Raw genomic sequence first — 14121 nt, 5'->3', positions numbered from 1 at the left:
TGCGAAAAAATTTGCTTCCCGGCGCGGAATGTTTTGCCTTACCGGGGCGAATAATGGCACGATAACTGCCGTAAGTACTTCTAATAAATCCGTTAGAATGACAGTCTGTTGAGGATAGTTATGAAAAAACTGGCGTTGTCTCTCTCTTTAGCGCTGGCCCTTTCCAGCGTTTCCACTGTATTCGCAGCCATTCCGCAAAAAGTCCGCATCGGCACCGATCCTACTTATGCCCCGTTCGAATCCAAGAATGCACAGGGTGAATTGGTTGGTTTTGACATCGATCTGGCAAAAGAGCTCTGTAAGCGCATCAATACGCAATGTACCTTCATTGAGAACCCGCTGGACGCGCTGATCCCGTCTTTAAAAGCGAAGAAAATCGATGCCATTATGTCTTCGCTTTCAATCACCGAAAAACGTCAGCAGGAAATTGCCTTCACCGACAAGCTTTACGCGGCGGATTCGCGCCTGGTCGTGAAAAAAGGCAGCGATATTACGCCAGACCTCGCGAAGCTGAAAGGTAAACGCGTTGGCGTTCTGCAGGGTACCACTCAGGAAACCTACGGCAACGAGCACTGGGCGCCGAAGGGTATTGAAATCGTTTCCTACCAGGGGCAGGACAATATTTATTCTGACCTGACCGCTGGACGTATCGATGCTGCGTTCCAGGATGAAGTCGCCGCCAGCGAAGGCTTCCTCAAACAGCCTATCGGCAAGGATTATCAGTTCGGCGGCCCGTCGATTAAAGACGAGAAGCTGTTCGGCGTCGGCACCGGTATGGGGCTGCGTAAAGAGGACAACGAACTGCGTGAAGCATTGAATAAAGCCTTTGCCGAGATGCGCCAGGACGGCACCTACGACAAGCTGGCGAAGAAATATTTCGATTTTAACGTGTACGGCGACTAATCATCCCGCGTACCCCATCGCGCGTGATTTCACGCGCGATGGTTGATGACAGACAGGGCAGACAGCATGCTGTACGGGTTTTCACAGGTTATATTTCAGGGCGCGCTGGTCACCCTTGAGCTGGCGTTAAGCTCGGTCGTTCTGGCGGTGCTTATCGGCCTGGCGGGCGCTGGGGCGAAACTTTCTAACAATCGTCCATTAGCGCTGATTTTTGAAGGCTATACCACTTTAATCCGTGGTGTCCCCGATCTGGTGCTGATGCTGCTGATTTTCTACGGGCTGCAGATCGCGCTTAACAGCGTGACCGATGCGCTTGGCCTGGCGCAGTTTGATATTGACCCAATGGTGGCGGGTATCATCACGCTGGGCTTTATTTACGGCGCCTACTTCACCGAAACTTTTCGCGGCGCCTTCCTGGCGGTGCCGACGGGGCATATTGAAGCGGCGACGGCTTTCGGCTTTAGCGGCGGGCAAACCTTTCGTCGCATTCTGTTCCCGGCAATGATGCGCTATGCGCTGCCTGGAATAGGCAACAACTGGCAGGTGATCCTCAAAGCGACCGCGCTGGTCTCGCTGCTGGGGCTGGAGGATGTGGTCAAGGCAACCCAGCTGGCGGGTAAAAGCACCTGGGAGCCGTTCTACTTCGCCATCGTCTGCGGCCTGATTTATCTCGTATTTACAACGGTTTCCAATGGTGTGCTGCTGATGCTCGAACGCCGTTACTCTGTGGGCGTGAAGAGGGCTGACCTGTGATTGACATTATTCAGGAGTACTGGAAATCCCTGCTGTGGACCGACGGCTACCGCTTTACCGGCGTCGCGATTACGCTCTGGCTGCTGATCTCTTCCGTGGTGATGGGCGGCATCCTGGCGGTTTTCCTCGCAATAGGCCGAGTGTCGAGCAACAAATTTATCCAGTTCCCTATCTGGCTATTCACCTATATCTTTCGCGGCACGCCGCTGTACGTTCAACTGCTGGTGTTCTATTCCGGGATGTATACGCTGGAAATCGTCAAAGGCACTGAACTGCTGAACGCCTTCTTTCGCAGCGGGCTGAACTGTACGGTGCTGGCGCTGACGCTGAACACCTGCGCCTATACCACGGAGATTTTCGCCGGGGCGATTCGTTCAGTGCCGGCAGGCGAGATAGAGGCCGCCCGGGCGTACGGTTTTTCCTCGGTTAAAATGTATCGCTGCATTATCCTGCCTTCCGCGCTGCGTATCGCTCTGCCTGCGTACAGCAACGAAGTGATTCTGATGCTGCATTCCACCGCGCTGGCTTTTACCGCCACGGTGCCGGATCTGCTGAAAATTGCCCGCGATATTAACTCGGCAACCTACCAGCCGTTTACCGCCTTTGGTATTGCCGCAGTACTGTACTTAATTATCTCGTATGTGCTGATTAGCCTGTTTCGCAGAGCGGAAAAGCGCTGGCTCCAGCACATCAAACCTTCTTCGACGCACTGAGAACGCCATGTCCGACAATAAATTAAATGTAATCGATCTGCATAAACGTTACGGCGAGCATGAGGTACTGAAAGGCGTCTCACTGCGGGCGAAAGCCGGAGACGTGATCAGTATTATTGGCTCATCCGGTTCCGGTAAAAGTACCTTTTTGCGCTGCATTAACTTTCTTGAAAAGCCCAGCGAAGGGACGATCGTCGTTAACGGGCAAAACATTGGCCTGGTTCGCGATAAAGACGGTCAGTTAAAGGTTTCGGATAAGAACCAGCTGCGCCTGCTGCGTACCCGCCTGACGATGGTGTTCCAGCACTTCAACCTGTGGAGCCATATGACGGTGCTGGAAAACGTGATGGAAGCGCCGATTCAGGTGCTGGGCCTGAGCAAACAGGAAGCCCGCGATCGGGCGGTCAAATATCTGGCAAAAGTCGGTATTGACGAACGCCAGCAGATTAAATATCCGGTGCACCTTTCCGGCGGCCAGCAGCAGCGCGTTTCCATTGCCCGCGCGCTGGCGATGGAGCCCGACGTACTGCTGTTTGATGAACCGACGTCGGCGCTTGACCCTGAACTGGTGGGCGAAGTACTGCGTATTATGCAGCAGCTGGCGGAAGAGGGGAAAACCATGGTCGTGGTAACGCATGAAATGGGCTTTGCGCGCCATGTCTCTTCGCACGTGATTTTCCTGCATCAGGGCAAGATTGAAGAAGAAGGGCACCCTGACGATGTTTTCGGTAATCCGAAAAGCCAGCGCCTGCAGCAGTTCCTGAAGGGCTCGTTAAAGTAATACTGCCTATGCCTCCGGCGGAATCCCCTCCGCCGGGACGGCTAGCGCTCCAGCCGATACACCCAGTCATCGTAGTCCATTCCGTTCAAATGATACGCTTTTTCGAGCACCTGAATGCGGATAAAACCGTGTTTTTCCAGCAGGCGGGAAGAGCCAGCGTTATTGCCCAGAACCCAGGCATTTATCGCGTGAACGCCGAGCTGGTTAAAGCCGTAGTCGCAAATTGCTTTTAACGCTTCGCTGGCGTATCCCTTTCCCTGAGCATCGGGCAGGAGAGCGTATCCGATATCCGCTTCGTGCGGATTTTTACCGCTGATGCGCAGGCCGATATCGCCAACCGCCGCGCCGCTGGCGTCGCGCAGTACGAATACGCCAGGGTCAGCGCAGCGGGATTCAAACAGCGTCCGCAGCGCTGGCTCTTCAAGAACCTCGCCCATATAGCGCATCACTTCCGGGTCTCGCCGTAAGCGCAGGAAAAATGGCCAGTCGGATGCGTGAAACGGCGAGAGGCGCAGGCGCGGCGTAGTGAGTATTATCATCATGCAGTCCATAGAGGTGGATTATTCCGCCACCTTAACATCATAAAGCGCTGAGTCTAACCGACCCTCGGTGAAGCCCGGCGCTGATTTTCGAGGCCGCCGAGATAGCGCAGCACGGTGTTGCTCTCTTGCGTCGCCCTCAACTGCAGCGCCAGGTTGAGGTTGTCCAGCACCTCGGCGTGGGCGATCAGCGGTGAATCCCCGGCAAGCCGTCCCTCCATCACCAGCCAGCCGACGACGGTTTTCCAGCGCCACAGCGGCGAATTGCCTTTCACCCGCTGTACCGGCCCTGGAAACTGGCCTGAGCCTCGTGCGCCATCTTTCAATAAGGCGATGGCCTGTCGCGTCAGGCCGGTGAGTTCAGCAATATCGCTTAATCCAACCAGCGCGGAATCGACGGATTCGACCCGCGCATTCAGGGGCGGGGCGGATTCGATATTGGCAATCGCTGACAAAATGGCCTGTTCGAGAGAATCGCATTCGCGGTCGAACTCCAGATAGACCGCCGTTCCGTAAAAGCAGACCAGGGCATCAGCGCAGCCTGCCGCATGCAGCGCATCCTCTAGTCCCACGGTATGCGCGGTGACGCCGGAGAGGGTGAGCGTAAAGTTATACAGCGCCATGGTTTAATCCTTCTTGTGGTTAATCTGACCCGATACGGGTACCAGACAGCGATCGACCATGCGGATGATTTGCCTGGCATGGTGCATGGGCGCCGCCGGCGTTGACCAGATGCTCATCATGTGTTCCCGATGGTGGGCTGTTCCGCACATCAGTCGCCCAAAACAGTGCGCGCTTTTGCCGCCAGGGAGAAAAATCCAGCCGCGCGCCAGCGCGTAGTCAATAGCGGATCTGATATGTTTATCCGGATGTTCCTTCATCAATGTGTCCTGCTAATACTGAATATAATGTTGACGGATGTCAACGGTTGGGTAAAGTTAAATCACACGCAGGGGTTATGACAGAGTGAAGGGGAGATCGCTGGAATGAGATTCACAGTTAAGACGCGACAGACGCGGTGGTTTTTACGCGTTGCGAGGAGGGTTCCACAAATAACAGAGCAGGGAGATCGCCGAGACCTCCCTGAAGGCCCCTGAACTATTTCAGGACATCGGCAAGGGCCTCTTCCAGATCGTACCAACGAAAGCCAAATCCGGCGGCTTCCAGGCGTTTTGGCAGCGCGCGCTGGCCGCCGAGTACCAGAACGGAAGATTCTCCCATCAGCAGGCGAATCGCCGCCGCCGGGACGCGGAAAATGGCGGGCCGATTCAACGCATGGCCCAGCGCGTGGGCGAACTGCTCGTTACGCACCGGGTAAGGGGAAACCATATTAAACGGCCCCCGCAGGTCGTTATCCAGCAGCCAGAGGATACCGTTGACCATGTCGTCAATGTGGATCCACGCCAGATATTGCCTTCCGCTACCGATAGGGCCGCCGAGGCCAAGTTTAAAAGCCGGCGTCATTTTGGCCAGAATGCCGCCGCGCGGCGCCAGCACCACGCCGGTACGCAGCAGGCAGACGCGGGTGCGATCGCTCTGTGCTTCACAGGCGATTTGCTCCCAGCGGGCGCAAAGCTTATGGGTAAACTCGTTGTGCGGCGGCTCTTCTTCGGTAACCACGACTTCACCGAGGTCGCCATAGTAACCGGTGGCGGAACCGCTTATCAGCACCGTGGGTGGCGTATCGCTGGCGTTGCACAGCTTGACCAGCTTTTGCGTGATATCCCAGCGGCTGTGGCAGAGACGTTGTTTCTGCTCCGCCGTCCAGCGTTTATCGGCGATCGGCTCGCCTGCCAGATTAATGACGGCATCAATGCCGTTGAGGTTCGCCTGATGCTCGAAATCGCGCCACAGGGTGACGCGTGGGTCGAGGCGGCTTTTGGCCTTTTCCGGGCTGCGCGTTGAAACCGTTACGTGATGCCCCAGCTCCAGTAGCCGGGGGATCAGATGTCGGCCTATCAGGCCGGTACCGCCAGTAAGCAGAACGTTCATAGCGCCTCCCTAAGATGATGCGCCTAACGCCGCCAGCTCATCGTCATGGATACCGAATCGGCGTAGCGCAGCGCATGCAGTTTATCGATCTCTACTTCAGCATAAGTGACCCAGTGATGTTCGCGTGCGATATCGAGCACATCCTGAGTTAATTTTTCCAGCAGAGAGAAGCGGTTATTCTCAATATGGCTAATAATGCGCTTGGTGATGGTGCGGTAGTTCAGCGCATCGTTAATGTCTTCGCTGTTGCGTGATTTCTCCGCCGGATAATGGATAGCGACGTTAACCACCACGTCCTGGCGGTTGGCGATCTCTTCCTCTTTAATTCCGATAAAAGTACGCAGGCGCAGGTTCTTAATTCGAATAATGGCGTCTGGTTGAGACATTGCAGGCTTCCTCCGTGTAGTAATTTCCGCCATCATACATCAAAGCTTCCCGGGCGAGCAGGGGGTTAATGGGCTTCTGTTTTCAGCAGCGCTTCAACGGTGGCCGGGCGCTGGCGAATGCGCTCGAACCAGTTATGCACAGCCGGAAAACTGGCGAGGTCGATACGCTGGCGCTGATGGGCATTCACCCACGGCCAGCAGGCGATATCGGCGATGCTGTAGTGATTGCCGCCAAGCCAGGGGCTCTCGCCAAGGCGCCGATTGAGCACGCCATACAGACGCTGCGTTTCCACCTGATACCGTTCAATGGCGTAGGGCACCGCCTGCGGAGCAAAGTGGTTGAAATGATGATTTTGCCCGAGCATCGGCCCTAACCCACCGACCTGCCAGAATAACCACTGTAGCGTAACGTGGCGTTCGCGGAGTTCGCCGCTCAGTAATTTGCCGGTTTTTTCAGCCAGATAAAGCAGGATCTCGCCGGACTCAAACAGGCTTAACGGGGCGCCGCCGTCGGCGGGAGCATCGTCAACGATCGCCGGGATCTTGTTGTTCGGTGAAATCGCCAGAAACGACGGTTGAAACTGCTCCCCCTTACTGATATCCACCCGGATCAGGCGGTAAGGCAGCTGCGCTTCTTCAAGGAAGAGCGTGATTTTGTGGCCATTAGGGGTGGGTGCGTAGTAAAGATCGATCATGAGAGTCCCTCGCCGTCACAGGTCGCAAACTTTTCGAGTATAGGTGAACTGGCATCATCCGGCAGGTTTGCCTCATTCTGGATGACTTTCGCCGATAGCGTACACCTCAGAGAAGTATGTAAGATCCTGAGGCTAGCGGTCAGTGACATCCTCTGAAAGACAGGATATGTTGGCGTATCGCCCCATTACATTAGCCATTGAGGATGCTATGAGCCAGCCCGCGATTACCCTGTGGTCCGACGCCGATTTTTTCTCGCCATATGTGATGTCCGTCTACGTTGCCCTGCAGGAAAAGAGCCTGCCTTTTACCCTAAAAACCGTCAACCTCGACAGCGGCGAGCATCTGCAAAGCGGCTGGAAAGGCTACAGCGCGACGCGACGCGTACCGCTGCTGGAGATCGGCGAGTTTTTTCTGAGCGAATCCTCCGCGATTACCGAATATCTGGACGAGCGCTTTGCGCCCCCGGAATGGGAGCGGCTTTATCCGCATGACCTGCAAAAGCGCGCGCGGGCGCGTCAGGTACAGGCCTGGCTGCGCAGCGATTTAATGCCGATCCGTGAAGAACGCTCAACGGACGTGGTCTTTGGCGGCGCAAAGAAGCCTCCGCTCAGCGACGCCGGGCAAAAAAGCGCCGCTAAGCTGTTTGAAACGGCTGGCGTACTGCTGTCCCACGGCGGGCAGAATCTATTTGGCGAGTGGTCCATTGCCGATACCGACCTGGCGCTGATGCTCAATCGACTGGTCCTTAACGGCGATGAGGTCCCCGCCGCGCTGGCGGATTACGCCGTCTTCCAGTGGCAGCGGGCGTCGGTACAGCGCTACGTCGCACTCTCAGCCAAACGCGCGGGCTGATAAGCTTCAGCGGTTCCGTTATCATAGACGCATCGTCATGCGTGGAGATAAATTGTATGAAGCTGATGTTTGCCTCGGATATCCACGGCTCTTTGCCTGCCGCTGAACGCGTGCTTGAGCTGTTCGCGCGCAGTGGTGCGCAGTGGCTGGTTATCCTCGGCGATGTGCTTAATCACGGGCCGCGTAACGCTCTTCCAGAAGGCTATGCCCCGGCCCAGGTCGCGGAGGCGCTCAATCGCGTGGCGGAGCGGGTGATTGCCGTACGCGGCAACTGCGACAGCGAAGTCGATCAGATGCTGCTCCATTTCCCCATTACCGCCCCCTGGCAGCAGGTTTTGAGCGAGCGAACCCGCCTGTTTCTGACCCACGGACATCTGTATAGCCCCGATAATTTGCCTCCCCTCGCCGCTGGCGATGTGCTGGCTTATGGTCATACTCATATTCCGGTTGCCGAGAAACGCGGTGAGATTTTCCTCTTCAACCCCGGCTCGGTCAGCATCCCTAAAGGGGGATTTACCGCCAGCTACGGTCTGCTGAACGAGGGGCAATTGCAGGTTTTAGCACTCGATGATAATCAGGTTATTGCAGAGGTCGCAATTTACCCGTAATTTACCCCTCAACCGTATAGACGCGCCGCAAGAGCGCTTTAAAAAGTAAGGTTTCCTGATGGCGGAACAGAATCATTTGGCAAGCACAGAATGGGTCGATATTGTTAATGAAAACAATGAGGTGATAGCACAGTCCAGCCGCGAACAAATGCGTGCGGAGTGTTTGCGTCATCGTGCGACCTACATTGTTGTTCATGATGGGATGGGCAAAATCCTGGTACAGCGCCGTACCGAAACAAAAGATTTCCAGCCTGGCATGCTGGACGCTACCGCCGGCGGCGTGGTGCAGGCTGACGAGCAAATGCTGGAGTCCGCGCGCCGGGAGGCGGAAGAAGAGCTCGGTATTGCCGGCGTGCCTTTTGCTGACCACGGGCAGTTTTACTACGAAGATAAACACTGCCGCGTCTGGGGCGGCCTGTTTAGCTGCGTCTCGCACGGGCCGTTCGCCCTGCAGGAAGAAGAAGTGAGCGAAGTGTGCTGGCTGACGCCGGAAGAGATCACCGCCCGCTGCGATGAGTTCACCCCGGATTCATTAAAAGCGCTGGCGCTGTGGATGACCCGCAATGCCAATAATGAGTCAGCAAAAAGCGAAAAGCAGGAAGAGGCCGAGTAGTTTTAACAGCTATCCCTCATGCATAAACTGGATGCGATGGGTCTTCTGTCGCTCCAGTTTCCCTCGCTAAGCCGCTCCAGAAGAGCACGGCCGGCTTCGATGCCAATCTTGTGATGCGGTACCGCCATCGTCGTTAACGGCGGCTGGCAGACCCGACTTACGTCACTATCCCCAAAGCCGACGACGGCTAAATCATCAGGAACTTTGATGCGCCGACGCTGGCATTCATACAGCGCTCCGCATGCCAGCTCATCGGAAACGCAGACCAGCGCATCGAGTTCCGGCCATGCCAGCAAAAACTCCGGCAGCTGTGAAGCGCCGGTGGAAAAGTTGGCGGGCAGCGCGGCGTTAATCACCCGGTTTGGCGACATGTGATGGCGCAGCATGGCTTTATACCATCCCTGTAAATGCTGCTGAAAAATCCACTGTTCCTGATTGGCGCACAGCAGACCGATATTCTGATAGCCGCGGTGGATAAGCATCTCCGTCAGCTCGAACATCGCCGCCACGTTATCAATGCCGATATTCATGTCGATAGGATCGGCGCGCATTGCGCCCATCTCCACCACCGGAATCGAGGCGTTCTGCAGCCAGTGGCGTACGGTATCGCTGTGCTCAACGCTCAGTAGAATGGCGGCGGCGATATTAGAAGCCAGCAGCGTTTCCAGTAGTTTCTCTTCCTGCTCCAGACGGTGCTGCGATTCCGCCAGCATGATTTGATATCCTGCCGGCTGTAATATCTGCTGAAGCCCGGCAAACATCGCCGAGCAGCCCGCTTCCGCAAGATTTGGCACCACCATGGCGATGGTTCGTGAGGAGGCTGACGCCAGCGCGCTGGCGGCAAGATTAGGCATGTACCCCAGCTCCTGCACCGCCGCTTCGATTTTTTCACGTAGCTTATCGGAAACTTGCTCCGGCGTGCGAAGGGCGCGGGACACGGTCATCGTTCCTACGCCAGCCAGTTGCGCAACGTCGGCGATCGTGACTTTTCCGGTACTACGCCGTTTTCGGGTTAGAGACATACACATTCCTGCTAAACAGACGTTTTTTATTATCATCCATTACTTCACGTGTCAGGAGTATACGCCTTAAACCGGCCTTTTTGCTGCGTTTTGATGGGATGATTGCGAATTGATAGCGCTATCACAAATCTGAATGTTCAACGTTGGTAGCGCTATCTTTGTGATCGCTCTCGCAGATAACTCTTGGCGGCTTGCATAAAGTTTGCCCATCTTTTGCTAAAAGTGGGGGTGACAAAATGCTCAAAACATGGCTCTCGGATGCCACCATCATGCTGCGGCAGAGCGTGGAAACCTGGCCACAGGCGCTGGACATCTGTGCCCAACCGCTGCTCAAGGCCGGTGTGATAGAACCTGCGTACGTAAAGGCCATCGTGGAGCAGCATCAAAGGTTGGGGCCCTACTATGTACTGGCTCCGGGTCTGGCGATGCCGCACGCGCGACCGGAGGAGGGAGCGAAAGGCTTAGGGCTGTCGCTGCTGAAGCTGGGGCAGGGCGTGTCCTTTGGCTCGGAAGAGTTCGACCCGGTTGATATTGTCATTATGCTTGCGGCCCCGGATAAGCATAGCCATATCGAAACAATCTCTGCGCTGGCGGAATTATTTTCCAGCGATGAAGATATGAATAAATTACATCAGGCAACCAACCTGGAGGAGATAAAAACTATCATCGCGCGTTTCTGATTTAATTTTATTATCCGACTTATAACCCATTACGCACCTGCGTGATGCGGACGTACTCTACCCAAAAAAGGTGATAACAATGAAAATTATGGCAATTTGCGGTTCTGGCCTGGGCAGTAGTTTTATGGTTGAGATGAATATTAAAAAGGTGCTGAAAAAGCTCGATATCGAGGCTGAGGTGGAGCACTCCGATCTGTCGTCGGCAACGCCGGGCGCGGCAGATTTATTCGTGATGGCAAAAGATATTGCCGCCAGCGCCAGCGTCCCGGAAAGCCAGCTGGTGGTGATTACCAACATCATCGATATTAACGAACTCGAAGCGCAGCTGCGCGCGTGGTTCGCCAGACAATAACTATTTATAGCGAGGTGGATATGTTTATCCTTGAAACGCTGAATTTTGTTGTTGATATACTCAAAGTACCCTCGGTACTGGTCGGTTTAATTGCCTTAATTGGTCTGGTAGCGCAAAAGAAATCTTTCTCCGATGTCGTCAAGGGAACCATTAAAACTATTCTGGGTTTTATTGTTCTCGGCGGCGGCGCGACGGTATTAGTCGGTTCGCTGAATCCGCTGGGGGGGATGTTTGAACACGCATTTAATATTCAGGGCATTATTCCTAATAACGAGGCGATTGTTTCTATTGCGCTGGAAAAATACGGTGCTTCAACCGCGCTTATAATGGCGTTCGGGATGGTAGCGAATATTGTAGTCGCCCGGTTTACGCGTCTGAAGTATATCTTCCTGACCGGCCACCACACCTTCTATATGGCCTGTATGATCGGCGTGATTCTTACCGTGGCGGGTTTTGAAGGTATCGGGCTGGTCTTTACCGGTTCCCTGATCCTCGGCCTGGTGATGGCGTTCTTCCCGGCGCTGGCCCAGCGCTATATGAAGCGTATTACCGGCACGGATGACATCGCTTTCGGCCACTTCGGCACCCTGGGCTATGTCCTTTCGGGATGGATCGGTAGCGTCTGCGGTAAAGGCTCGCGTTCAACCGAAGAGATGAACCTACCGAAAAACCTGAGCTTCCTGCGCGACAGCTCCATCTCCATTTCGCTGACCATGATGATTATCTATTTGATTATGGCCGTGAGCGCGGGGCGTGAATATGTTGAAAGCACCTTCAGCGGCGGCCAGAACTACCTGGTATACGCCATCATCATGGCGATTACCTTCGCCGCCGGGGTGTTCATCATCCTGCAAGGGGTACGTCTGATCCTGGCGGAAATCGTCCCGGCCTTTACCGGATTTTCGGAGAAGCTGGTGCCTAATGCCCGTCCGGCGCTGGACTGCCCGGTGGTCTATCCCTATGCGCCCAATGCGGTACTGATTGGCTTCCTGTTCAGCTTCCTCGGCGGTCTGGTCGGGCTATTCCTCTGCGGGCAGTTCAAGTGGGTGCTGATTCTGCCCGGCGTGGTGCCGCATTTCTTTACCGGCGCGACCGCCGGCGTATTTGGCAACGCCACCGGTGGGCGGCGCGGGGCGATGATCGGGGCGTTTGCCAACGGCCTGCTGATCACCTTCCTGCCGGTACTGCTGCTGCCGGTGCTGGGCGCGATTGGCTTTGCCAACACCACTTTCTCGGATGCGGATTTCGGCGCCGTCGGTATCGTGCTGGGTAACCTGGCCCGCTATTTGTCGCCGTTTGCAATTACCGGACTTGTGGTGGCGTTGTTCGTACTGCTGGTGGTGTACAACGTTTTTGCGAAAAAGAGATCTGCGGGCGGCGGCGCGCAGGAGAACAGCGGAGCTAAATCATGAATGTGAAAGAAGTGACCCAACTGGCGCGGGATATTCGCGTCGCCACCCTTAAATCGCTGACGGATCTCGGTTTCGGCCACTACGGCGGCAGTATGTCGGTTGTGGAGACGCTGGCGGTACTGTACGGCGCGGTGATGAAAATCGACCCCGCCGATCCGGACTGGCCCGAGCGCGACTACTTTGTGCTGTCGAAAGGTCATGCCGGCCCGGCGCTATACAGCACGTTAGCGATTAAGGGATATTTTCCGCTAGAGGAGCTGAGTACGCTAAACCAGAACGGTACGCGGCTGCCAAGCCACCCGGACCGGCTGAAAACGCGCGGGGTGGACGCCACTACCGGCTCGCTGGGGCAGGGGATTTCCATCGCCGGCGGAATGGCGCTGTCGCATAAGCTGGCGGGGCGGGCGAATCGGGTGTTCTGCATCGTTGGCGACGGCGAGCTGAATGAAGGCCAGTGCTGGGAAGCGTTCCAGTTTATTGCCCATCATCGCCTGAATAATCTGACCGTGTTTGTTGACTGGAACAAGCTACAGCTTGACGGCAGGCTAGACGAGATCATTCGCGCCTTCAATCTGGAAGATAAATTCCGCGCCTTTGGTTTTGACGTCGTTACCGTCAAAGGCGATGACATCCCCGGACTGCTGGCGGCGGTTCAGCCCGTTCCTCCCGTCGATGCGCGCCCGCGGGTAGTCATTCTCGATAGCGTGAAAGGCCAGGGCGTGCCGTATCTCGAGAATCTCAGTAACAACCATCACTTGCGCCTGACGGACGAGATGAAAGAGACGCTAAACGAGACGATTCGCCAGCTGGAGGCCGAACATGATTAAAGTTGCACCTGCAGGACAAAAAGATGCCGTAGAGATGCGTAAAGTCTATGCCGGGTTTGTCGCGCAGCAGATTGAAGCCCATAGCCCGATTATCGCCCTGGAAGCGGATCTGATGAGCTCTATGGCGATGGACGGCGTTGCGCGGCAGCATCCACAGCACGTCATCAATTGCGGCATTATGGAAGCGAACGTGATCGGCACCGCCGCCGGGCTATCGTTGACCGGGCGCAAGCCGTTTGTCCATACCTTTACCGCTTTCGCCAGCCGCCGCTGCTTCGACCAGCTGTTTATGGCGCTGGACTATCAGCGGAATAACGTCAAAGTGATTGCCTCTGACGCGGGGGTGACCGCCTGTCATAACGGCGGAACCCATATGTCATTTGAAGATATGGGGATTGTGCGCGGCCTCGCGCATTCGGTGGTGCTGGAAGTGACCGATGCGGTGATGTTCGAGGATATCCTGCGGCAGCTTATCGATCTCGACGGTTTTTACTGGGTACGCACGATCCGCAAACAGGCGCCGAGCGTCTATGCGCCGGGTTCGACGTTCACGATTGGCAAAGGTAATGTGCTGCGCGAAGGTGACGACATCACCCTGATAGCCAACGGGATCATGGTGGCGGAAGCCCTTGAGGCAGCGCGTCAGCTTGAGCAGGAAGGGGTCAGCGCGGCGGTGATTGATATGTTTACCCTGAAGCCCATCGACCGCATGCTGGTGAAAAATTACGCCGAAAAAACCGGGCGTATCGTGACCTGTGAAAATCACAGTATTCATAACGGGCTGGGATCGGCGGTGGCGGAAGTGCTGGTGGAGACCTGCCCGGTTCCGATGCGTCGTGTGGGGGTGAAGGAGCGCTATGGCCAGGTGGGAACGCAGGACTTTCTGCAGAAGGAGTATGGCCTGACGGCGCATGATATTGTCTCGGCGGCGCGAGAGCTGCTGTAAATAAAAAGGCGACCGTGAGGTCGCCTTTTTTCATCCAGCGGGCAGA

Annotated in this window: 19 protein-coding genes; 12 read left to right on the top strand and 7 right to left on the bottom strand. The window is 55.7% G+C overall.

Annotation, left to right across the window (positions count from 1 at the left end; genetic code table 11):
* Positions 1 to 120: 120 nt before the first annotated feature.
* From hisJ to hisP, 4 genes are all read left to right on the top strand, one after another.
* Positions 121 to 903 carry a histidine ABC transporter substrate-binding protein HisJ gene (gene hisJ / locus BWI76_RS20335; protein WP_004123203.1) on the top strand — a complete coding sequence of 261 codons (783 nt, stop codon included), beginning with the start codon at positions 121 to 123 and terminating at the stop codon, positions 901 to 903.
* A 66-nt stretch (positions 904 to 969) separates the two neighbouring features.
* On the top strand, positions 970 to 1656 hold the full coding sequence (locus BWI76_RS20330; protein ID WP_004123199.1) for a histidine ABC transporter permease HisQ: 687 nt from the start codon (positions 970 to 972) through the stop codon (positions 1654 to 1656).
* On the top strand, positions 1653 to 2369 hold the full coding sequence (gene hisM, locus BWI76_RS20325; protein ID WP_004870894.1) for a histidine ABC transporter permease HisM: 717 nt from the start codon (positions 1653 to 1655) through the stop codon (positions 2367 to 2369). Before BWI76_RS20330 ends, hisM begins: the two co-directional genes overlap by 4 nt.
* 7 nt (positions 2370 to 2376) lie before the next feature.
* Positions 2377 to 3150: a histidine ABC transporter ATP-binding protein HisP gene (gene hisP / locus BWI76_RS20320; protein WP_004870897.1), complete on the top strand. Its 774-nt coding sequence runs from the start codon at positions 2377 to 2379 to the stop codon at positions 3148 to 3150.
* Between the two features lie 41 nt (positions 3151 to 3191).
* On the opposite strand, the gene BWI76_RS20315 is transcribed toward hisP, so the two are convergent.
* The 6 genes from BWI76_RS20315 to yfcG all read right to left on the bottom strand — a co-directional run bounded on the left by BWI76_RS20315 (position 3192) and on the right by yfcG (position 6762).
* Complete coding sequence (locus BWI76_RS20315; RefSeq protein WP_024359278.1) at positions 3192 to 3689, bottom strand: GNAT family N-acetyltransferase; 498 nt, start codon at positions 3687 to 3689, stop codon at positions 3192 to 3194.
* 56 nt (positions 3690 to 3745) lie between these two features.
* Positions 3746 to 4312, bottom strand: coding sequence for a hypothetical protein (locus tag BWI76_RS20310; RefSeq protein ID WP_049087138.1), 567 nt, complete (start codon positions 4310 to 4312; stop codon positions 3746 to 3748).
* A 3-nt stretch (positions 4313 to 4315) separates the two neighbouring features.
* A complete protein-coding gene (locus BWI76_RS20305) occupies positions 4316 to 4570 on the bottom strand; it encodes a hypothetical protein (protein ID WP_004870903.1) in 255 nt (84 codons plus the stop codon).
* Positions 4571 to 4787: 217 nt separating this feature from the next.
* Complete coding sequence (locus tag BWI76_RS20300) at positions 4788 to 5681, bottom strand: TIGR01777 family oxidoreductase (protein WP_024359275.1); 894 nt, start codon at positions 5679 to 5681, stop codon at positions 4788 to 4790.
* A 23-nt stretch (positions 5682 to 5704) separates the two neighbouring features.
* Positions 5705 to 6067 carry a dihydroneopterin triphosphate 2'-epimerase gene (gene folX, locus BWI76_RS20295; RefSeq protein WP_004104107.1) on the bottom strand — a complete coding sequence of 121 codons (363 nt, stop codon included), beginning with the start codon at positions 6065 to 6067 and terminating at the stop codon, positions 5705 to 5707.
* Positions 6068 to 6132: 65 nt separating this feature from the next.
* A complete protein-coding gene (yfcG, locus tag BWI76_RS20290) occupies positions 6133 to 6762 on the bottom strand; it encodes a GSH-dependent disulfide bond oxidoreductase (protein ID WP_049087139.1) in 630 nt (209 codons plus the stop codon).
* A 208-nt stretch (positions 6763 to 6970) separates the two neighbouring features.
* Here yfcG and yfcF point away from each other — a divergent pair, with 208 nt between their 5' ends.
* Genes yfcF through yfcD form a run of 3 tightly spaced genes read left to right on the top strand, consistent with a single transcriptional unit; the run spans position 6971 to position 8836 of the window.
* A complete protein-coding gene (yfcF, locus tag BWI76_RS20285; RefSeq protein ID WP_049087140.1) occupies positions 6971 to 7615 on the top strand; it encodes a glutathione transferase in 645 nt (214 codons plus the stop codon).
* A gap of 56 nt (positions 7616 to 7671) precedes the next feature.
* Positions 7672 to 8223: a phosphodiesterase gene (gene yfcE / locus BWI76_RS20280; protein ID WP_004870910.1), complete on the top strand. Its 552-nt coding sequence runs from the start codon at positions 7672 to 7674 to the stop codon at positions 8221 to 8223.
* 58 nt (positions 8224 to 8281) lie between these two features.
* Positions 8282 to 8836, top strand: coding sequence for an NUDIX hydrolase YfcD (gene yfcD, locus BWI76_RS20275; protein WP_004852867.1), 555 nt, complete (start codon positions 8282 to 8284; stop codon positions 8834 to 8836).
* A 2-nt stretch (positions 8837 to 8838) separates the two neighbouring features.
* Here the strand turns inward: yfcD and BWI76_RS20270 are convergent, their stop codons facing one another.
* A complete protein-coding gene (locus tag BWI76_RS20270; RefSeq protein ID WP_004870912.1) occupies positions 8839 to 9858 on the bottom strand; it encodes a LacI family DNA-binding transcriptional regulator in 1020 nt (339 codons plus the stop codon).
* Positions 9859 to 10094: 236 nt separating this feature from the next.
* Here BWI76_RS20270 and BWI76_RS20265 point away from each other — a divergent pair, with 236 nt between their 5' ends.
* The 5 genes from BWI76_RS20265 to BWI76_RS20245 all read left to right on the top strand — a co-directional run bounded on the left by BWI76_RS20265 (position 10095) and on the right by BWI76_RS20245 (position 14075).
* Positions 10095 to 10538: a PTS sugar transporter subunit IIA gene (locus tag BWI76_RS20265; RefSeq protein WP_004870914.1), complete on the top strand. Its 444-nt coding sequence runs from the start codon at positions 10095 to 10097 to the stop codon at positions 10536 to 10538.
* A 79-nt stretch (positions 10539 to 10617) separates the two neighbouring features.
* Positions 10618 to 10890 (top strand): PTS sugar transporter subunit IIB, encoded by a 273-nt coding sequence (locus BWI76_RS20260; protein ID WP_004870916.1) that lies wholly within the window; start codon positions 10618 to 10620, stop codon positions 10888 to 10890.
* A 20-nt stretch (positions 10891 to 10910) separates the two neighbouring features.
* Complete coding sequence (locus BWI76_RS20255) at positions 10911 to 12302, top strand: PTS ascorbate transporter subunit IIC (RefSeq protein WP_049087141.1); 1392 nt, start codon at positions 10911 to 10913, stop codon at positions 12300 to 12302.
* The gene (locus tag BWI76_RS20250; protein WP_004870920.1) at positions 12299 to 13129 is read left to right on the top strand and encodes a transketolase; all 831 of its coding nucleotides are present in this window, start codon (positions 12299 to 12301) and stop codon (positions 13127 to 13129) included. The genes BWI76_RS20255 and BWI76_RS20250 overlap by 4 nt, the downstream gene beginning before the upstream one ends.
* Entirely contained in the window at positions 13122 to 14075 is a 954-nt protein-coding gene (locus BWI76_RS20245; RefSeq protein WP_004870922.1) for a transketolase family protein, read from the top strand. Before BWI76_RS20250 ends, BWI76_RS20245 begins: the two co-directional genes overlap by 8 nt.
* Positions 14076 to 14121 lie beyond the last annotated feature (46 nt).

Source organism: Klebsiella sp. M5al (assembly GCF_002090195.1).
In the GTDB taxonomy this organism is placed as follows: Bacteria; Pseudomonadota; Gammaproteobacteria; order Enterobacterales; family Enterobacteriaceae; genus Klebsiella; species Klebsiella grimontii.
This window is presented reverse-complemented; position numbering and strand designations above follow the sequence as displayed.